Source organism: Maricaulis virginensis, assembly GCF_027922185.1.
In the GTDB taxonomy this organism is placed as follows: Bacteria; Pseudomonadota; Alphaproteobacteria; order Caulobacterales; family Maricaulaceae; genus Maricaulis; species Maricaulis virginensis.
Genome location: NZ_BSFE01000001.1, coordinates 73,070 through 91,353, shown reverse-complemented (window position 1 = coordinate 91,353; position 18,284 = coordinate 73,070). Strand labels below are relative to the sequence as shown.

General features: G+C 67.1%; 15 protein-coding genes and 1 other RNA gene. 2 read left to right on the top strand and 14 right to left on the bottom strand.

All coding sequences use genetic code 11. The annotated features are described in order from the left end of the window. Window position 1 precedes the first annotated feature (1 nt). From mraY to PKE71_RS00365, 10 genes are all read right to left on the bottom strand, one after another. Window positions 2-1,105, bottom strand: a complete 1,104-nt coding sequence (gene mraY, locus PKE71_RS00410; protein WP_271184973.1) for a phospho-N-acetylmuramoyl-pentapeptide-transferase — start codon at window positions 1,103-1,105, stop codon at window positions 2-4. Window positions 1,106-1,112: 7 nt separating this feature from the next. Further along, window positions 1,113-2,525 carry a UDP-N-acetylmuramoyl-tripeptide--D-alanyl-D-alanine ligase gene (locus tag PKE71_RS00405; protein WP_271184972.1) on the bottom strand — a complete coding sequence of 471 codons (1,413 nt, stop codon included), beginning with the start codon at window positions 2,523-2,525 and terminating at the stop codon, window positions 1,113-1,115. After that, window positions 2,518-3,972: a UDP-N-acetylmuramoyl-L-alanyl-D-glutamate--2,6-diaminopimelate ligase gene (locus PKE71_RS00400; RefSeq protein ID WP_271184971.1), complete on the bottom strand. Its 1,455-nt coding sequence runs from the start codon at window positions 3,970-3,972 to the stop codon at window positions 2,518-2,520. Before PKE71_RS00400 ends, PKE71_RS00405 begins: the two co-directional genes overlap by 8 nt. Continuing rightward, window positions 3,969-5,726 carry a peptidoglycan D,D-transpeptidase FtsI family protein gene (locus PKE71_RS00395; protein WP_271184970.1) on the bottom strand — a complete coding sequence of 586 codons (1,758 nt, stop codon included), beginning with the start codon at window positions 5,724-5,726 and terminating at the stop codon, window positions 3,969-3,971. Before PKE71_RS00395 ends, PKE71_RS00400 begins: the two co-directional genes overlap by 4 nt. Further along, the gene (gene ftsL / locus PKE71_RS00390) at window positions 5,726-6,112 is read right to left on the bottom strand and encodes a cell division protein FtsL (RefSeq protein WP_271184969.1); all 387 of its coding nucleotides are present in this window, start codon (window positions 6,110-6,112) and stop codon (window positions 5,726-5,728) included. Before ftsL ends, PKE71_RS00395 begins: the two co-directional genes overlap by 1 nt. After that, on the bottom strand, window positions 6,109-7,113 hold the full coding sequence (gene rsmH, locus PKE71_RS00385; RefSeq protein WP_271184968.1) for a 16S rRNA (cytosine(1402)-N(4))-methyltransferase RsmH: 1,005 nt from the start codon (window positions 7,111-7,113) through the stop codon (window positions 6,109-6,111). The genes ftsL and rsmH overlap by 4 nt, the downstream gene beginning before the upstream one ends. Continuing rightward, window positions 7,110-7,571, bottom strand: a complete 462-nt coding sequence (locus tag PKE71_RS00380; protein WP_271184967.1) for a division/cell wall cluster transcriptional repressor MraZ — start codon at window positions 7,569-7,571, stop codon at window positions 7,110-7,112. Before PKE71_RS00380 ends, rsmH begins: the two co-directional genes overlap by 4 nt. A 460-nt stretch (window positions 7,572-8,031) precedes the next feature. Further along, an RNA gene (gene rnpB / locus PKE71_RS00375) (RNase P RNA component class A) lies at window positions 8,032-8,418 on the bottom strand. 33 nt (window positions 8,419-8,451) lie between these two features. Next, entirely contained in the window at window positions 8,452-9,117 is a 666-nt protein-coding gene (locus PKE71_RS00370; RefSeq protein WP_271184966.1) for an N-acetylmuramoyl-L-alanine amidase, read from the bottom strand. Continuing rightward, on the bottom strand, window positions 9,114-10,028 hold the full coding sequence (locus PKE71_RS00365) for a DMT family transporter (RefSeq protein ID WP_271184965.1): 915 nt from the start codon (window positions 10,026-10,028) through the stop codon (window positions 9,114-9,116). The genes PKE71_RS00370 and PKE71_RS00365 overlap by 4 nt, the downstream gene beginning before the upstream one ends. A gap of 129 nt (window positions 10,029-10,157) precedes the next feature. Between PKE71_RS00365 and PKE71_RS00360 the strand changes: the two genes are divergently transcribed. Beyond that, window positions 10,158-10,595, top strand: coding sequence for a hypothetical protein (locus PKE71_RS00360; protein ID WP_271184964.1), 438 nt, complete (start codon window positions 10,158-10,160; stop codon window positions 10,593-10,595). Window positions 10,596-10,647: 52 nt separating this feature from the next. Here the strand turns inward: PKE71_RS00360 and PKE71_RS00355 are convergent, their stop codons facing one another. The 3 genes from PKE71_RS00355 to PKE71_RS00345 form a co-directional block, all read right to left on the bottom strand. Beyond that, window positions 10,648-11,880, bottom strand: coding sequence for a glucuronyl esterase domain-containing protein (locus PKE71_RS00355; protein WP_271184963.1), 1,233 nt, complete (start codon window positions 11,878-11,880; stop codon window positions 10,648-10,650). An 89-nt stretch (window positions 11,881-11,969) separates the two neighbouring features. Continuing rightward, the gene (locus tag PKE71_RS00350; protein ID WP_271184962.1) at window positions 11,970-12,254 is read right to left on the bottom strand and encodes a hypothetical protein; all 285 of its coding nucleotides are present in this window, start codon (window positions 12,252-12,254) and stop codon (window positions 11,970-11,972) included. A gap of 65 nt (window positions 12,255-12,319) precedes the next feature. Continuing rightward, window positions 12,320-13,135 carry a molecular chaperone DjiA gene (locus PKE71_RS00345; protein WP_271184961.1) on the bottom strand — a complete coding sequence of 272 codons (816 nt, stop codon included), beginning with the start codon at window positions 13,133-13,135 and terminating at the stop codon, window positions 12,320-12,322. Window positions 13,136-13,174: 39 nt separating this feature from the next. Here PKE71_RS00345 and PKE71_RS00340 point away from each other — a divergent pair, with 39 nt between their 5' ends. Then, on the top strand, window positions 13,175-16,753 hold the full coding sequence (locus PKE71_RS00340; RefSeq protein WP_271184960.1) for a hydantoinase B/oxoprolinase family protein: 3,579 nt from the start codon (window positions 13,175-13,177) through the stop codon (window positions 16,751-16,753). A gap of 42 nt (window positions 16,754-16,795) precedes the next feature. Here the strand turns inward: PKE71_RS00340 and rimK are convergent, their stop codons facing one another. Continuing rightward, on the bottom strand, window positions 16,796-18,211 hold the full coding sequence (rimK, locus tag PKE71_RS00335) for a 30S ribosomal protein S6--L-glutamate ligase (protein ID WP_271184959.1): 1,416 nt from the start codon (window positions 18,209-18,211) through the stop codon (window positions 16,796-16,798). Between the last annotated feature and the right edge of the window lie 73 nt (window positions 18,212-18,284).

The following is an 18,284-nucleotide window of genomic DNA, read 5'->3' as shown; positions in this document are numbered from 1 at the left end:
GTTATCTCAGCTTCAGGGTTGCAAGTCCAATCAATGCGAGCACGACGGCAATGATCCAGAAGCGGATGACGATGGTGGGCTCGGCCCAGCCATGCCGCTCGAAATGATGGTGGATCGGCGCCATCTTGAAGACGCGCTTGCCGGTCAGCTTGAAGCTGGCGACCTGCACCATCACCGAGACGATCTCGAGCACGAACAGCCCGCCGACAATCGCCAGCACGATCTCGTGCTTCACGGCAACGGCGATGGCGCCCAGCGCGCCGCCCAGCGACAGCGAGCCGGTATCGCCCATGAAGACCATGGCCGGCGGCGCATTCCACCACAAGAAACCCAGCCCGGCGCCGATCAGCGCGCCGCAGAAGACCAGCAGCTCGCCCGTGCCGGCGGTGTAGTGGACCTGCAGGTATTCGGCGAAGTCGACCCGGCCGACGACATAGGCAATGGCGCCGAAAGTTGCCGCCGCAATCATCACCGGCACGATGGCCAGCCCGTCGAGGCCGTCGGTCATGTTCACCGCATTGCCGGCGCCGACGATGACGATACAGCCGAAGGCGTAGAAGAGCGGACCGATATTGATCACCAGGTCCTTGAAGAAGGGAAAGGCGATCGAGGTCGACATCCCGGTATCCATGCCCAGGCCCCGCGCCGTGACCGTCGCCCAGACCACGGCGACCAGGGCGATGATGAATTCCGTCGCCAGTTTCAGCCGTCCGGAAAAGCCCGCCGTCGATTGCTTGGTGACCTTGAGATAGTCGTCGATGAAACCGATCACACCGAAACCGGCGGTCACGAAAACGACAATCCAGACATAGGCGTTCGACAGGTCCGCCCACAGGAGCGTGCCGACCATGACGCCAAGCAGGATCAGGAAACCGCCCATGGTCGGCGTCCCCGTCTTCTCGACGACGTGGCGTTCAATACCCTCGGCGCGGATCGGCTGGCCCTTACCCTGCTTCCTGCGCAGCCAGGCGATCATCGGCTTGCCGAGCAGGAAGGCGATCAGCATCGCTGTCATCAGCGCGCCGCCGGTGCGGAAGGTGATGTAGCGGAACAGGTTGGCCAGCTGGAGGTCTTCAGCCAGCGGCGACAGCAACAAATACAGCATGGGCGGATCAGGCCTCCGTCAATCCGAGCGCGGAACCGTCGGCCAGATATGCGGCAATCCTGTGGAGACCGGAGGCATTCGACCCTTTGACGAGCACAACATCCCCCGGCCGGATTGCTGCCCTGATCAGGTCGAGCCCCTCGTCCGCATTTGCCGCATAGCCTGCGCGGCGGGTCGCGGGCAAGGCGTCATGGAGGCTGCGCATCCGGCTGCCACACGTATAGACCTCGTCGACACCGGCCGCCTCGAGCGGTTCGGCGAGCGCGGCGTGCATGGCACCCTCGTCCGGTCCCAGCTCCAGCATGTCGCCCAGGACGGCGATGCGGCGCCCGCCCTCACCGGGACGCGCGGCACCGAGCGCCGAGATCGCGGCAGCCATGGAGACCGGATTGGCGTTATAGGCATCGTCGAGCAGGGTGAAGCTGCCGCCGGCGGGGTGCGCCAGGGTCAGCACGCGGCCACGGCCGGCACCGGCTTCCAGCCCCGCCAGCGCTTCGGCGACATCGCCGGCATCCAGGCCGGCGCCAGCCGAGGCGGCAAAGATGGCGGCGATATTCCAGGCCCAGTGCACGCCCGATGCCTTGACCGAGAAGGGCACGCGCATGCCCAGCACATTGGCGATGCCGCGCGATCCGTCGAGCCCCGTTTCGAACGACTCGATACGGATGGCTGCGTCCTTTGCGGTGCCGAAGTCCAGCATGAAGGCGGCACCGGAATGGCGGGCATGACGTGCCAGACGCCCGGCCTGGGCATCGTCGGCGGGATAGATCGCGACACCGTCCGTTTCCAGCCCCTCATAGATCTCCGCCTTGGCATCGGCGATGGCCTCGATCGAGCCAAGATGTTCCAGGTGCGCCGGTGCAATGCGGGTGATCATCGCAACATGCGGCCGCACCATCGACGACAGGTCGCGGATCTCGCCGGCATGGTTCATGCCCATCTCGAAGACAGCGCGCTGCGTGTCGCGCGGCATGCGCGCCAGCGTCAGCGGGACGCCCCAGTGATTATTGTAGGACTTCACGCTCCAGTGCGCCGGGCCTGCAGCGCGGAATACGGCAGCCAGCGCGTCCTTGACGGTGGTCTTGCCGACACTGCCCGTCACCGCGACGCGGATCGCGTCACAGCGCTCGCGGGCGGCCTCGCCGAGACTGCGCAGCGCGGCCAGCGTGTCCTTCACCTGGAGCGCCGGCTCGAGGGCCAGATCGCCGCGCGAGATCAGGCAGGCCGCAGCGCCGGCTTTCAGGGCCGCGGCGGCATAGTCGTGCCCGTCGCGCTCGTCCTTCAGGGCGACAAAGAGATCGCCGGGCCGGATCGTGCGGCTGTCGATCGAGACGCCGGAACAGGTCCAGCCGGTATCGCCGACCAGCATGCCGCCGGTCGCGGCCATGGCCTGTCGGGCTGTCCAGAGCGGTTCAGACATGCGCGGCCTCCCTTTCCCCCAGAGCTTTGCGGGCCTCCTCGCGGTCGTCGAAAGGCAGCGTGGTCCCATTCACGATCTGCCCCGTCTCATGTCCCTTGCCGGCGATCAGCAGGCAGTCGCCCTCGCCCAGCATGGAAACGCCGCGGCGGATCGCGGCGCTGCGGTCGGCGATCTCCTCGGCCTCCGGGCAGCCCTTGAGGACTGCCGCACGGATCGCCGCGGGATCTTCCGACCGCGGATTGTCGTCGGTGACGATGATGTGATCGGCCTGGCTGGCCGCGATCGCCCCCATTTTCTGGCGCTTGGACGGATCGCGGTCGCCGCCGCATCCGAAGACGACGATGACACGCCCCTGTGTGTGCGGCCGAGCCGCACGCAGGAGCTTGTCCAGACCGTCCGGCGTGTGGGCATAGTCCACCAGGACCGGCGCGGCCTCCCGCGTCTCGCCAACCTTCTCCAGCCGGCCGGGCACGCCTTCCAGCTGTCGCAGTGTGGCCAGGACGGTTTCGGTCTCGACCCCGTCACCCAGGGCAATCGCCGCGGCGCACAGGGCATTGAGGATCTGGAACTCGCCGACCAGCGGGATTTCCAGGCTGTGCTCGGCACCCTTCCAGGCAAAGCTGACATCCTGGCTCGCCGGGCGCGGCGTGATCTCGCGGATCGACAGATCCTCGCCGCGCCAGCCGATCGTGACCGTGTCCAGACCGCGCTGCCGCGCCGTCTCGGCCATGCGGCGGCCCCACTCGCTGTCGACATTGACAACAGCCCGGCCACCTTCGGCGACGCGTTCGGAAAAGAGCAATTCTTTGGATACGAAATAATCGGCGAAATCGGGATGATAATCCAGGTGATCCTGGGTCAGATTGGTGAAGGCGCCGACGCTCACCGCGACCCCGTCCATGCGGTGCTGCTTCAGCCCGTGGCTGGAGGCCTCCATCGCCAGATGCGTGACCCCGTCGCTTGCGAGCGCATCGAGGGCACGATGCAGGGCCACTGCATCCGGCGTGGTATAGCCGGTCACTTCACGCGCTGTGCCCCGGGTCACGCCCAGCGTGCCCAGACAGGCGGCATCGCGTCCAGCGGCCGACCAGACCTGGCGAAGGAATTCCACGGTCGAGCTCTTGCCGTTTGTCCCGGTCACGGCCACCACATGCTCCGGCTGGCGCGGATAGAAGCGCGCCGCCAGCTCGGCCAGGACGGCGGCCGGCTCGTCGGTGACAAGGACCGGAATGTCCAGCCCCTCCACCGCGATATCGGTCAGGATCACCGCCGCGCCCTGAGCGACGGCCTGGGGGATGAAATCCCGCCCATGCGTCTTCACCCCCGGCAGGGCGGCAAACAGGAAACCCGGCTCCACCCTCCGGCTGTCCAGGGTCAGGCCACGCACCTCGACGGCGCCGTCTTCCGGCGCAAACGCGTCTTCGGGCATCAGCTCTGACAGTTTCACGGGATGATCTCCGGCATGAGGGCGGCGCGGATCAGGGCCGCGCGTTCACCGTGATCGGTATCCGCGCGCTCCACACCGAGAATGGGGGCAATCCGGGAGACGATGTCGCCGACCGCGGGTGCGGCCGTCCATCCACCCGTGGCATAGCCATAGGTCGATTCATTGCCGTGCGGTTCGTCCAGCAGCACCAGAACTGCATATTGCGGATCGTCCGACGGGAAGACCGCCGAGAAGGAGGAGATCAGCCGGTTGCGATCATAGCCGCCGCGCGAGGGCTTTTCCGCCGTGCCGGTCTTGCCGGCCACGCGATAGCCGATCGCCTCGGCATAGCCGCCGGTACCCTCCGTCACATTCTCGCGCATCAGCTCGATCACTGCGCGCGCAGCCTCGGACGACATCACCCGCTCGCCGACAATGGTCTCGTCGGCCGCGACCGGCAGAAGCGTCGGCGGCACATAGACACCGTCATTGGCGATGGCGGCAAAGGCGGCAATCGTCGCGATCGGGCTGACGGCCAGGCCGTGCCCGTAGGAGATGGTCGCCGTCTCGGTCGGCCCCCACTGGCGCGGCAGCAGCGGATCGGCGCTTTCGGCCAGCTCGATCGGCGCACGCTCCAGAAGGCGCAAATCGCCCAGGAAGCCGCGCTGGGCTTCGGCGCCCGCTTCCAGTGCAATCAGGCTGGACCCGATATTGGAGGAGTGGGTGAAGATCTCGGCCAGGGTCAGCTGGCGGTTCTCGGCGTGATAATCGTGGATGGTGTGGCCGCCGATGCGCAGCGGATTGGACGCGTCATAGCCGCTTTCCAGCGTCGCCGTTCCGTTTTCCAGCGCCATCGCCACCGTGAATGCCTTGAAGGTCGAGCCCATCTCGTAGACCGACTGTGCGGCGCGATTGAGGCGGCCGCTCGCATCCGCATCGGTCGGACGGTTGGGGTCGTAGTCCGGCAGCGAGACCATGGAGAGGATCTCGCCGGTGCGCACATTCATCACCACGCCGACGGCGGCATCTGCCTCGAAATCGGCCATGGTCGAGCGCAGGACTTCATCGACATGGAATTGCACGGACATGTCGATCGACAGCGCCACCGGACGCCCGTCGCCCGACAGGAGCGCGCTGTCGAAAGCGCGCTCGGCGCCGGCAAGACCGGCCATGTCGCGGTCGGTATAGCCCACAATGTGCGAAGCGAGGCGGCCGCGCGGATAGACCCGGCGCGGCTCCATGCGGAAGCCCAGGCCGGGCAGTCCCAGCGAGAACACGGCCTGGCGCTGGCGCGGGGTGAGGTTGCGCTGCACCCAGACAAAACGGCCGCGGCCGCCGAGCTCCTCGGTCAGCGCGTCGACATCGATATCGGGCAGAACCGTCGCCAGCGCCTCGGCAGTCTCGCGCGCATCCCAGACCAGGCTGGGGTCGGCGTAGAGGGAGTGGGTCTGCAGCGTGGTCGCCAGCACCTGACCGGTCCGGTCGAACAGATCGCCACGTGTCTCCGCATGTACGGCCTGACGGGCAATCGGCGCTGCGTCGGCCGGCCCCATGACGGCGATGTCCACCGCGCGGCCGGCGAGCAGAAGAAAGCCGACACCCAGACTCATCCCCATGATGCGCAGGCGTGAACGGGCGGCCTCCAGCGCTTTTGTCTCGTCGCTCTCGATGCGCAGCAGCCGCGACATGTCCGCCGGCGCAGCTTCGGCCAGCGGCGGCAGTGCAACACTGCGCGACCTGGCGGAAACCTGCCTGCGGAACGGCCAGAGGCGCATCAGTCGGGGCCTCCCACTTCACGCGGCTCGGCCATGGCCAGCCCCTCGATGCGCTCCTCGCGCACGACATGACTGTCGGAGCGCAGCGTGTCGCGGCGCCCGTCGGCACCCGCCAGCAGCGGCAGATCGCTCAGATTGACCTCACGCGAGGGATCCAGCGGCTCGAAGCCGAGATAGCGGCGCGCCAGCGCGCGCAGGCGCTCGGGATCTTCCAGGTGGGCGATCTCGACATTGAGCACATTGATCTGCCGGCGCTCCTCGGCCAGTTGCGCCTGGATGCCCTCCAGCCGCTCCTGCGAGCTCTTCGCCTCGGCTTTCGCGATATAGAGTGCCACTGCCAGCGCCGCGGCGACGACGAACGCGATCGCATTGAACGTGCGGATCATAGCGCGGCCTCCAGACGGGCAAGCGGAACGACACTCCGATACAGTTCCGGACCGTCAGTGACGGCCGGTGCATCGGTACGAATGGCGGCGCGAAGCTTGGCCGAACGGGCCCGCGGATTGGCATCAGCCTCCGCCGCGCCGGCCTCGACAGCCTTGCGATACAGGAGACGGAAACTCGGCTCGGGGCCTGCTTCGGCGACTGGCGCATGACGCGAACCGCCCCCTCCCGCCAGCCCGGCACGGGCCCGCAGGAAGGACTTAACCATGCGGTCCTCCAGTGAATGGAAGGTAACCACGACAAGCCGCCCGAGCGGCGCCAGCAGACGCTCCGACGCCTCCAGCGCGCGGGCCAGCTCACCCAGCTCGTCATTGACGAAAATGCGCAACGCCTGGAAGACGCGCGTCGCGGGATGGATTTTTGAATGTTTTCCGCCGGTTGCGCGCGAGACGATTTCGGCCAGCCGGTCCGTCGTCTCGATCGGCGCCTCTTCGCGGGCGGTCAGAATGAACTTGGCGACGCGGCGCGAGCGGCGTTCTTCGCCGTATACATAAAATATGTCCGCCAGCTCCTGCTCGCTCAGCAGGTTCACCGCGTCGGCCGCCGTGGGGCCGGAACCGGCCATGCGCATGTCCAGCGGACCGGCCTTCTGGAAGGAGAAGCCGCGCTCGGCCTGGTCGATCTGCATCGACGACACGCCGATATCCAGCACGATGCCGTCGACATGCGAGCCGCCGCTGGTGCGCACCACCTCTTCCATCGCCGAGAACGGCGCCTCGACAAAGGCAAAACGGCCACCGGCCGCCTGCTTGAGATGCTCGGCGGCGGGGCGGACGGACGGGTCACGGTCGATGCCGATCAGGCGGCAATCGGCCGCAGACAGGATTGCGCGGGAGTAACCGCCGGCGCCGAATGTGCCGTCGATATAGAGCGCGCCGTCACGCGGCTCGAGCGCGTGAAGGACTTCGTCCAGCATGACGGGGATGTGCGGCGAGCCGGTCATGCCCCCCCTCCCGTACGGGGCGGCAGGCGCAGCGACTTCTTGTTCTCGCGCGCGAAGTCGCGGGCATTCGCCTTGCGCTCGGCCAGACGGTCCGGGTTCCAGATCTCGAAGCGCGAGCCGAGACCGACGAAGGCCGCCTTGCTGTCCAGGCCGGCATGCTCGATCAGATCCTTCGGCAGGGTGACGCGGCCGGTACCGTCGAAAGCCAGCCCGCGCGTATCGCCGAAGATCGTCTGCTCGAAGGCGGCCCGGGCGTCGTCATACGGGTCCATTTCCTCGAGCAGGTTCAGATAGCGGTCGAGCAGGGCCTGCCCGCCGCCTTCCAGATACCCGCCTTCGAACGAGGGCCACACGTAGATCTTCTCCTCGGGGTCGTTCTTGACGACGGCACGGAAACCCGCCGGCACGGAAACCCGTCCCTTTGCGTCCACACCATTGATCGTCGTCGACAGAAACACGCGCCTTGACCCCCTGCGCCCATGCAGACGAACCCTGCATGGTTAATGATGGGATAACATGGGACAGCATGGGAAACAATGACGAAAGGTTCGCTTTTCATGGATTAACGCGCCATCTGAAGTATTCAGATCACAGGAAAACAAGAACAGACATGGAACATTAAGTTAATATCCACAGCCCCCGGGCGAGTGCGACATGGGATTGCCACCCACAGGGGCCATTTCGGAGATTGTTTCCGATCCGGAACAGATGGTTCCGTGAAGCCACTTTCCTCCACCGCCCCAGGCGGGGGAGGTGCCCCGAAGGGGCGGAGGGGGCCGCCGCGCCAAGCACGGCGGAATGGTGGAACCTGGCGCGGACACCCCTCCTCCGCCTTCGGCCGCAGAAGAGCGCCCTTCGGCCCGCAGCTTTGCTACAGCCCGCTTCCCCGCTCACGCGGGGGCAGAAAATCCGGAAAATACGATCAGGCGGCCTGTAAGCCGGGTTCTGTCCCCCGGACCGGAGTCCGGGGTGGCGACCATTCATCTGCGGACGGCCTTGCGGCCGGCCTGGTGCGACCTACCCGGATGACATGCGGAGACACATGTGCGGCAAGCCGCGCTCATCCCTATTCGGTCTTGCTCCAGGTGGGGCTTGCCTAGCCCCCTTCCTTGCGGTCGGGGCGGTGCGCTCTTACCGCACCGTTTCACCCTTGCCGGGCCCGAGGGCCTGGCGGTCTGTTCTCTGCTGCGCTTTCCCTGGGGTCACCCCCGCCGGACGTTATCCGGCACCTTGTCTCCATGGAGCCCGGACTTTCCTCGACGGCACCGTTTCCAGCATAGCCGCCGCGGCCGCCCGGCCACCTGATCGTCGCCTAGATCGGTCAAACGCGAGAGCCCGTCAAGCGGCCGACGCCACACGGCCAATGAGGTCTCGTGTCTCGTCATCCAGCTGCCCGTCGACCCGGCCCGGGCGCCAGCGTCGCTGGAAAGCCTCGATCACCGCCGGCAGGCCCGGCTCCAGCCCGTAGCCGATCCGCTCGAGCAGCGCTTCCGGTTCGCCCGCCACGCGCGTCTGCGGCAACGCCAGTGCGCAACCCGCCTCCGCCAGCTGTGTCCAGGGAAATTTCTCGCCCGGATCGATCTTGCGCCCGGGCGCGATATCGGAATGGCCGATCACCTCGCGCGGCGCGATCCCGTGCCGTCCCATGATGTCCCGCACCAGCGCGGTCACCGCATCGATCTGGACAGCCGGAAATCCGGGCAGACCGAAATCATGCCCGCCATTGACGATCTCGATACCGATCGAGGCCGAGTTCAGGTCGCGCTCACCGCGCCAATAGCTCACCCCGGCATGCCAGGCGCGGCGGCTCTCATCCACAAGACGGCACACCGCGCCATCTTCCTCGACCATGTAGTGGGCGGACACCTGGGCCTGCGGATCGCACATCCGCTCCAGCGCCGCAGCCCCCGTCTCCATGCCGGTATAGTGCAGCACGATACAGGCGAGCGGACACGTGCGGTCGTTGAAGTTGGGCGACGGCGTGTCCCGGAAGACCAGGCTCACAGTGTCTTCTCCCGCGCCAGCGCGGCGGTCGGCAGTTTGCGGTTCCGGCGCAGGGCGATGATGCCGACCCCCAGCAGGGTCAGCGCTCCGCCGGCGATCAGGCGCCAGCCCAGCGGGTCGCCCGTTACGGTAAGGCCGGCGATCACACCGATCAGCGGCGCCATCAGGGTCAGCGGCGCGATCAGGGTCGCATCATAGCGCTGCAGCAGATTGTAGAAGACGCCATGCCCGAACACATTCACCAGCAGGACGGTGAAGGCGACGGCCGCGCCGATCGCCCAGCCGCCGCTGACGACCGACTGCATCTGCCCCGTCTCGAAGGTCAGCGACAGCGCCAGCAGCGGCGGCGCCGAGATCAGCCCGATCCAGGCCTGCATCCGGATTGAATCCAGCGGCATCTGCTTGACCAGGATCATGCCGACCGCCGAGGCGAAGGCCGCGCCGATACCGATCATCAGGCCCAGCGACAGGTCGAGCTCGGCAGGATTGGCAATCACCAGCGCCACACCGGCGAAGGACAGGAGGATGCCGGCGATCCGCGGCAGGCCGACCTTTTCCTTCAGGAAGAGCACCGAGAGAATGGTGGCAAAGGGCACGCCGGTCTGAACGGCGATCGCCATCGACGAGGGCGTGGCCCATTTCAGCCCCAGGAACATCAGCGCGTACTGGCCCGCCCCCATGGTCAGGCCAATGGCGATCATCGTGCCCAGCCTGGCCGGGATCGGCCGCAGCCACGGCGCCAGCACCGCATAGAGAAGAACAAAGCGCAGGAAGGCGAAAAAGAAGGGCGGCACGCCCTCGAACCCGTCGACCCAGCCCGGCGCACCGGTCACCGAGAACTTGGCCACCACGAAATTGATGCCCCAGACGACACAAACGGCAAACAGGGCCAGAAAATCGCGCAACCGCATGGCGATTGTCTTGGACTGCGCCGCCCGGCCGGGCAAGCCCAAATCCCCGGCTCCCCCGAACGGGGGATGGCTGACCGCCTGCGTCATCGGCACCCTCCCCGCGCGTCAACTTGCCCAGGGGAGAGGACTATGACGAAGACCCGTATTACCGCATTCGGCCTAACGGCCGCGATGGCGCTCATGGCGGCCGGCTGCGCCACCACAAGCTCCGAACCGGCCACGGCCCTGCTGCAGGTCAACAGCCCCGGCGATGCCGACATGAGCTGCGAACAGCTCAGCGCCGAGATCGGCCGCATGGACCAGATGATGGGGGCCGACATGCAGGCAGCCGCGAACGCGGAAGCCCGCGGCAGCGCCGCGGCCGCCGGCACCAGCGCCGCGATCAACGCCGCCGCCTATTCCGGCGCTCTGGGCCGTGTTCCGGGCCTCGGTTTCGCCGCGAATGCCGCCGGCGGCCACGCCCAGGCTCAGGCCCAGGCGGAAGCGGAACGCCGTGAAGAGAATGTGCGCCGCGCCGAACTGCGCCGCACCAGCCTGATGGGCATCTATCAGGGCCGCGACTGTTAAGACCGTCGTTTTGATGAACCGGGCGCGTGGCCGGTCCGCGCGCCCTCTTCGCCTACTCGCCAGCGCCGAAATGCGCGTCGAGAAAGGCCAGAAAATGCCGCCAGTCGACCGCGTTCACACCATGCAGGCCACGCCGCATGAAGACAGCGATATCGGCCTCGGGATCGAACGCGCCCAGCCCGTCCTGCTCCAGCCCGTCCGAACCATAGAGCGCATAGACCGGATTGGCGCCGCGTGCCGCGCGCCAGCTGCCGTTCGGATCCGACCATTGATCCCGCCAGGCCCCGCCGATCAGGAGCGGCCGCGGGGCCATGAGGCTGATGAGCTGATGCTGGTCAACCGGAATTTCCTCCTCGCGGCCGGCATAAGTCTCGAAGCGGTCATTGAACCAGTAGGGATAGGCCTGGGTGATCTGGGCGACACTTTCGCCGGCATCCGAGCGGGTCAGCGTCGTACCGCCGGTGCCTGCCTGGTGCGCGATCACCAGGTCGATGCGCGGGTCGAAGGCGGCCGCCAGCAGAGCTGATTTGCCGTTGCGCGAATGCCCCCACACCGCCATGCGCTGCGGGTCGTAGCGCTCGTCCGCCTCCAGCACGTCGATGACACGGGAATAGGCCCAGGCCCAGGCCGCGATGGCGCCGGTCTGAACATCCGCCGACAGTTCGTCCAGGGCTTCGTCGGCCGCTGCAGCGCTGTCCGGCACGATATCGCCGGCATAGATGAAGGCCAGTGCATAGCCGTGCGCAAGGATCTCGGCGACCGGCGGCTCCATGATATGGCGGCCGAAAATCTGCCGTGTCGACCAGCTGGCAAAGCCGGACGGCGCACAATCGGGCGCGCGCTCGGTCACCGGGCCGCTGACCCCGTCATGCCAGCCCAGCGCCGCGTGATTGCCGCAGAACATCTGCATCACCACCACCGGCACCGGCCCGTCGGCCGCCACCGGGAGCACGGTGGCCAGATGGGTCTGCGCGCCGGCCAGGTCGAGCGTGTATTCCTCGATGCGGCCGGCACCGTCATAGGCGGCGGCATCGACAACCGTATGATCGAGAACCCGCGCCGGCCCGGCCTCCGGCCAGGCGCCATAGACCTCGGCCTCGAAGGCCGCGCGCAATTCCGCCTGTCCCGCCTCCCAGCGCTCGCGGTTGAGCCCCGCGGTCTCCAGCGGCGGGCGTGCAGCCTCGCCACCATGGCGTGCGGACACTTTGGGCAGGGCCATGGACACACAGCCGACCAGCATCAGCGGCAGGGCAACAATCAGGAAAAGCGGAATGAAACGACGCACGGCGGTACGACCTCACGAGACGGGCGATAACGTCCAGACTAGCAAGGGCCCGGGCGGCGGACAGTCACGATTGCGGGAGCGGCCCGTCCTCAGCGGCCCAGATCGACGGTCCAGCCATCGGGACCGCGTGTCGCGACGAGCACATCGTCTTCCGACCCGCGCGGCGATCCACGCAGTTTGCGCCACAGCCAGTAGGCGCCGCCTGCAAGCAGGGCAATGCCGGCCAGAACCAGGAAGGCGGCCGTCAGCATGGCGGCCAGGAAGATCACCAGGCCCAGGAAGGCGAGCGCGATCAGGGCAGCCAGCACATCGCGCACGATGCGCCCCGCCCTGGAGGCGAAGAAGTCGGTATTGGCTTGACGGGCGTCAGTCATGTCGTCCTATCCAGTCCAGTTCGCCCCCTACGGTAAGCACCATGTTGGCATTCTTGGGGCAACAGTCAATTGGCGGCGGATGCGACGAGACCGCGCTCCTGTAGAATCTGCCCGTAAGCGCTGTTGATTGCGGCCATTTTCTCGTCGGCCATGCGCTGGATCTCCGGCGGCGCACCGCGGGCGATCAGGCGATCGGGGTGATTCTGCGAGGCGATCCGGCGATAGGCGCGGCGCAGGTCGAGATCGGAAATATCCGCCTCGATTCCCAGGATCACATACGGGTCATGATCCCCGGCATCGATATGGGCGGAGCGGATGCGGCGGAATTCGGTCTCGGAAAAGCCGAAAATATCGGCCACGCGTTCCAGATAATGCATCTCGTCCGGCGTCACGGCGCCATCGGCCTTGGCGATGTGGAACAGGCCGTCGAGCACATCTTCCAGAAGCGCCGGGTAACAGTTGAAGCGCTTGGCCAGCCGGCGGGCATAGCCGTCGAAGCCCAGCGTCGTCTGGGTCGCCAGCTGGAAGGCCCGGTCCAGCGCCGCGCGGCCCTCCGGCGGCGGCCGGAAGACCTCGTAGAAGGCCCGGACCTCGCTGCGCGTCACCGCCCCGTCGGCCTTGGCCATCTTGGCGCCGAGCCCGATCAGGGCCATGGCAAAATCGGCATCCTCGACCTGGTGCAGCCGCGCACGCTCGTCGCAGCCATCGCACTCGAGGAAGCATTCCCGGCCCCTCAGCCGGTCGGCCAGCCTGCTCCAGAAACTCATGCGCGCGCCCTCCGGTGTGCCCATGTAGGCACTGCCCGCGCGCAGCGCGAGCCCCTGGGGTTGAAGAATGACAGTTCCGCCCCAGCTTAATCCGGTTGCGTGGCTGCGCGCCATGCTTAACCTCCCCCGCCCAGCAGGAACGGATGAAAATCGATGACCGGCAGCGCGCGCAGCGAATGGGAATTCTGGATCGACCGGGGCGGCACTTTCACCGACGTGATCGGCCGCGCACCGGACGGCCGGCTGCAAGCGCTCAAACTCCTGTCGGAAAGCCCGGACTATCCCGATGCCGCCACCGAGGGCGTGCGGCGCCTGTCGGGCGGCGAGCCGGTCGCAGCGGTGAAGATGGGCACGACCGTCGCCACGAATGCCCTGCTGGAACGCAAGGGTGCACGCACGCTTTTCCTGGTGACGCAGGGTTTTGCCGATCTTCTGGTGATCGGCGACCAGACGCGTCCCGATATCTTCGCCCTCGACCTGACCCGTCCCGACCCGCTCTATGACCGGGTGGTGGAGATCGCGGAACGCCTCGATGCCGAAGGTGAAATCGTGCAGCCTCTGGACGAGGACGCCGCCCGCCGCGCGCTCGACGCCGCCCGCGCTGACGGTATCGAGACCGTCGCCATCGCGCTCATGCACGCCTATGCCAACGACACGCACGAAGCGCGCCTGGAAGCCCTGGCCCGCGAGGCCGGCTTCGAGACGATCGTGCGCTCCTCGGTCGCCTCGCCGCTGGTCAAGATCGTGCCGCGCGCCTCGACTACCGTGCTGGACGCCTATCTCACCCCGGTGCTGCGCAATTATGTCAACCGGGTCGACAAAGGGCTGGAGGGCACGCCGCTCTTCTTCATGCAGTCTTCCGGCGGGCTCGCCCCGGCCGGGGCCTTCCATGCCCGCGATGCCGTGCTGTCCGGCCCCGCCGGCGGCGTGGTCGGCATGGCCAAGACCGCCAAGCGCGCCGGTCAGCCCAGGGTGATCGGGTTCGACATGGGCGGCACCTCCACCGATGTGTCGCGCTATGATGGCGACCAGTATGACCGGGTGCAGGAAACCCTGGTGGCCGGCCAGCGCCTGCGCGCGCCGATGATGGCGGTGCACACGGTCGCTGCCGGCGGCGGCTCCATCCTCACTTTCGACGGCGAACGCGCCCGCGTCGGACCGGACAGCGCCGGTGCCATGCCCGGCCCGGCCGGCTATGGCCGGGGCGGACCGGCGGCGGTGACCGACGCCAACATCGTGCTCGGCCGTATCCAGCCGGACTGGTTCCCCAGGGTGTTCGGCGAAACCTCCGACGCCCCGCTCGATGTCGAGGCCAGCCGCACCGCCCTCGCCGCACTGGCCGGCGAGATGGGTCTGGCCAGCGCCGAGGAAGCCGCCGAGGGCTTTCTCGCTGTGGCCGTGGAAAGCATGGCACAGGCGATCAAGCAGATCTCCATCGGCCAGGGCGTGAACCCGTCCGGCTATGCGCTGGCGGCCTTCGGCGGGGCCGGCGCCCAGCATGCCTGCCGCGTCGCCGACGCGCTGGGCATGACGACGGTGCTGATCCACCCCTATGGCGGCCTGCTGTCCGCCCTGGGTATCGGCCTGGCCGATATTCGCGAAACCCGCATGGCGGCGGTCGAGGCGCCGCTGGAGAGCGCGTTCGACGAGGCCGGCCGTATCGCGCAGCGCCTGGACGAGGAGGCCCGCAACGCCCTCGCCACCCAGGGCCTGCCGGCAGGGGCCATCCGCTCACACGGCGAATGGCGGCTCAAGGTGTCCGGTTCGGACACCTCCATTCCTGTGCCCGACGGATCGCGCGACGCGATGGAAGCGGCCTTCCGCGAGGCCCATAAACGCCTGTTCGGCTTTATCCCGGAAGGGGAGCTGATCGTTGAATCGGTCACCCGTGAAGCCGAATGCTCACCGCCAGGCTCCTCCGACTGGTCGATCGACATGCCTACGCCGGAAGCAGGCACCCCGCGCCCGAAGGCGCAGGCCCGCATGTTCGATGCCGGCGGCTGGAATGACGTCCCCGTCTACGCCATCGACCAGTTCGCACCGGGCATGAGCGAGACCGGTCCTGCGCTGATCATGGACCCCAACTCCACCATTGTGGTCGATCGCGGCTGGACCGCCACGCGCCTTGAGGACGGCACGCTGTCGCTGTCCCGCGCCGAAGCCGCAGGCGATCATCGCGGCGGCACCGGGCTCGACCCGATCCGGCTGGAGCTGTTCAACAAGCGCTTCATGTCGGTCGCAGAACAGATGGGCGTCGCCCTCGAGCGCACGGCGCATTCGGTGAACATCAAGGAACGTCTCGATTTCTCCTGTGCCGTCTTCGACGCCGAGGGCGGACTGGTCGCCAACGCGCCGCACATGCCGGTGCATCTGGGGTCCATGTCGGCCTCGGTCCGGGCCGCGGCCGAAGCGCATCCCGATCTCGGGCCCGGCGATGCGGTCGCCGTAAATGCGCCCTATGATGGCGGAACGCATCTTCCGGACATCACACTTGTCACACCTGTGCATGACCCTGTGTCACAGGAACGTCTCTTCTATGTCGCATCGAGAGGGCACCACGCCGATGTCGGCGGCATCGCCCCGGGCTCCATGCCGCCCTTCTCGCGCACCATCGACGAGGAAGGCGTGCAGTTCCGAAATGTGAAGGTGATGGAGAAGGGCCGCTTCCTGGAAGCCGCCGTGCGCGAGGTGCTCGCCTCGGGTCTGCACCCGGCCCGCCGGCCCGACCAGAATATCGCCGACATGAAGGCCCAGCTGGCCGCCTGCGCCAAGGGGGCCGACGAACTTCACCGTCTTGTTGCCGATAACGGGCTGGACGTGGTGAAGGCCTATATGGGCCATGTCCAGGACAATGCCGAACGCGCCGTGCGCCGGGTGATCGATGCGCTGGAGGACGGCGTGCATACGGTGCGTCTGGACGATGGCGCGCAGATCCGCGTCGCCATCTCCGTCGATCGCGAGAACCGTTCGGCGACCGTGGATTTCACCGGCACCTCGCCCCAGCGCGACAACAATTTCAACGCGCCCGCCTCGGTCGCCCGCGCAGCCGTGCTTTATGTCTTCCGTTGCCTTGTCGGCGATGCCATCCCGCTGAACGAAGGCTGTCTGAAGCCGATCGAGCTGATCATTCCGGATGGCTGCCTGCTCAATCCGCGACCGCCGGCGGCTGTGGTGGCGGGCAATGTGGAGACCAGCCAGCTGGTCGTCGATGCCCTGTTCGGCGCGACAGGCCGCATGGCTGCCGCCCAGGGCACGATGAACAATCTCACCTTCGGCAATGACCGCCACCAGTATTACGAGACGATCTGCGGCGGTGCCGGCGCGGGCGTGGATGCCGAGGGCAACGGCTTTGCAGGCGAGAGCGCGATCCACACCCACATGACCAATTCGCGCATGACCGACCCGGAAGTGCTGGAACGGCGCTACCCGGTGCACGTCGATCATCACCGCATCCGCCACGGCTCCGGCGGCACGGGCCGCTGGCGCGGCGGCGATGGCAGCCAGCGCCGGCTCACCTTCCTGGAGCCGATGGAGGTTGCCCTCCTGTCCTCGCGGCGCAAGGAGAATCCGTTCGGCCTGGCGGGCGGCGGCGATGCGTATCCGGGACACCAAAGGGTGATCCGCGCGAGCGGGGCGGTGGAAGATCTGCCCGGCCTGTTCCGGATCGATGTCGAGGCGGGTGACGCCGTCGAGATCGAGACCCCGGGCGGCGGCGGGTACGCAGCGGGTTGACGCCTTCCCGCCGGCATCGCCGTACAGCAGGTGCAGCGGCAGCTATTCCGCCACTTCCTCGGCCGTGCGGGACCGGCGCTTGCCGGCCCGGCGCGGGGGCACCTGGCGGACATGGCCCTCGATATATTCGACGATCATGCCGGCGACATCCTTGCCCGAGGTGCGTTCCACACCTTCCAGACCCGGCGAGGAATTCACCTCGAGAATTTTCGGCCCTGTCGACGAGCGCAGCATGTCGACCCCGGCGACCGACAGGCCCAGCGCCTTGGCGGCCTGGACCGCCGACGCGCGCTCTTCCTTGGTGATGCGGACCCGTTTGGCCGAGCCGCCGCGATGCAGATTGGAGCGGAACTCGCCGCTCTCGGCCTGGCGCATCATCGAGGCCACCACCTTGCCGCCCACAACAAAACAGCGGATGTCGGCACCATCGGCTTCCTTGACGAATTCCTGGACGATGAAGTTGGCATCGAGGCCCCGGAAGGCGTCGATCACCGACTCGGCCGCCTTGCGCGTTTCCGCCAGCACGACACCGCGCCCCTGTGTCGACTGCAGCAGTTTCACGACCAGCGGCGCACCGCGCACGTGGGAGATGAGATTGGCGGTATCCTTCGGCGAGTGGGCGAAGGCCGTCACCGGCATCTGGATCCCGGCCCGCGCCAGCACCTGGTGGGCGTAGAGCTTGTCGCGCGAGGCGCCGATCGCCTCGGGTATATTCAGGCAGTAGGCGCCCATCATCGAGAACTGGCGCAGCACCGCCATGCCGTAGGAGGTCATCGACGCGCCGATGCGCGGGATCACGGCATCATAATGCGGCAGCGGCTTGCCGTCGTAATAGACGTCCGGATCGGACGCATCGATGGCGAGCGTGCAGCGCGCCGTATTGATCATCTCGACGACATGGCCGCGCGTCTCCGCGGAGTCCTTCAGGCGCTGCGAGGAATAATTATTGGGCTCGCGCGTCAGGATGGCGATGCGCAGCGGACGCTTTACCGGCCGGCGCTTGGGGAAATCCTTATAGAGATCATAGCTCAGCTCGCCCTGGCAATAAGACAGGGTGGGATTGACCATCATGTCCTCGCGGATCGCCTGACGGCCCAGCAGCATGCGGTACATCATCGTTTCGCGATTGGTCAGCGTCAGCTCGACCGGCCATTCCCGGTCGCCCATGCGTACCGGCGTCTCGATCACCCAGCGCAGCTCGCGCTCGCCATTCGAGGAAATCACCTCGCGGCGGTCGACGGCCGGCGCCGAACATACCACCTCGATCTCCGGCTTGTCGGGGATGGGGTGCAGCACGAAACGGACCTGCGGACTTTCCAGCGGACCGAAGGGCTCTACCGACACCGCGTGCAGCGCAGACGTGCGCGCGCCCGTGTCCACCTTTGCCTTGACGGCCGGAATGTTGAGCTTGGGGAAGGCTGCCCACTCTTCCCATCCCAGCATGAATGCACCCGCCATTCGGAGGTCTCCCGTTTCGTTTGGTGAACCCGTTATAGCACAACGGGATATCTGCACAGGGGGCAGGCGCTAT

Bases quoted from the DNA above. Each gene is read 5' to 3' on its own strand.
- mraY (WP_271184973.1), bottom strand. From the start codon at position 1,105: ATGCTGTATTTGTTGCTGTCGCCGCTGGCTGAAGACCTCCAGCTGGCC.
- PKE71_RS00405 (WP_271184972.1), bottom strand. From the start codon at position 2,525: ATGTCTGAACCGCTCTGGACAGCCCGACAGGCCATGGCCGCGACCGGC.
- PKE71_RS00395 (WP_271184970.1), bottom strand. From the start codon at position 5,726: ATGCGCCTCTGGCCGTTCCGCAGGCAGGTTTCCGCCAGGTCGCGCAGT.
- ftsL (WP_271184969.1), bottom strand. From the start codon at position 6,112: ATGATCCGCACGTTCAATGCGATCGCGTTCGTCGTCGCCGCGGCGCTG.
- rsmH (WP_271184968.1), bottom strand. From the start codon at position 7,113: ATGACCGGCTCGCCGCACATCCCCGTCATGCTGGACGAAGTCCTTCAC.
- PKE71_RS00365 (WP_271184965.1), bottom strand. From the start codon at position 10,028: ATGCGGTTGCGCGATTTTCTGGCCCTGTTTGCCGTTTGTGTCGTCTGG.
- PKE71_RS00360 (WP_271184964.1), top strand. From the start codon at position 10,158: ATGACGAAGACCCGTATTACCGCATTCGGCCTAACGGCCGCGATGGCG.
- PKE71_RS00350 (WP_271184962.1), bottom strand. From the start codon at position 12,254: ATGACTGACGCCCGTCAAGCCAATACCGACTTCTTCGCCTCCAGGGCG.
- PKE71_RS00345 (WP_271184961.1), bottom strand. From the start codon at position 13,135: ATGGCGCGCAGCCACGCAACCGGATTAAGCTGGGGCGGAACTGTCATT.
- PKE71_RS00340 (WP_271184960.1), top strand. From the start codon at position 13,175: ATGACCGGCAGCGCGCGCAGCGAATGGGAATTCTGGATCGACCGGGGC.
- rimK (WP_271184959.1), bottom strand. From the start codon at position 18,211: ATGGCGGGTGCATTCATGCTGGGATGGGAAGAGTGGGCAGCCTTCCCC.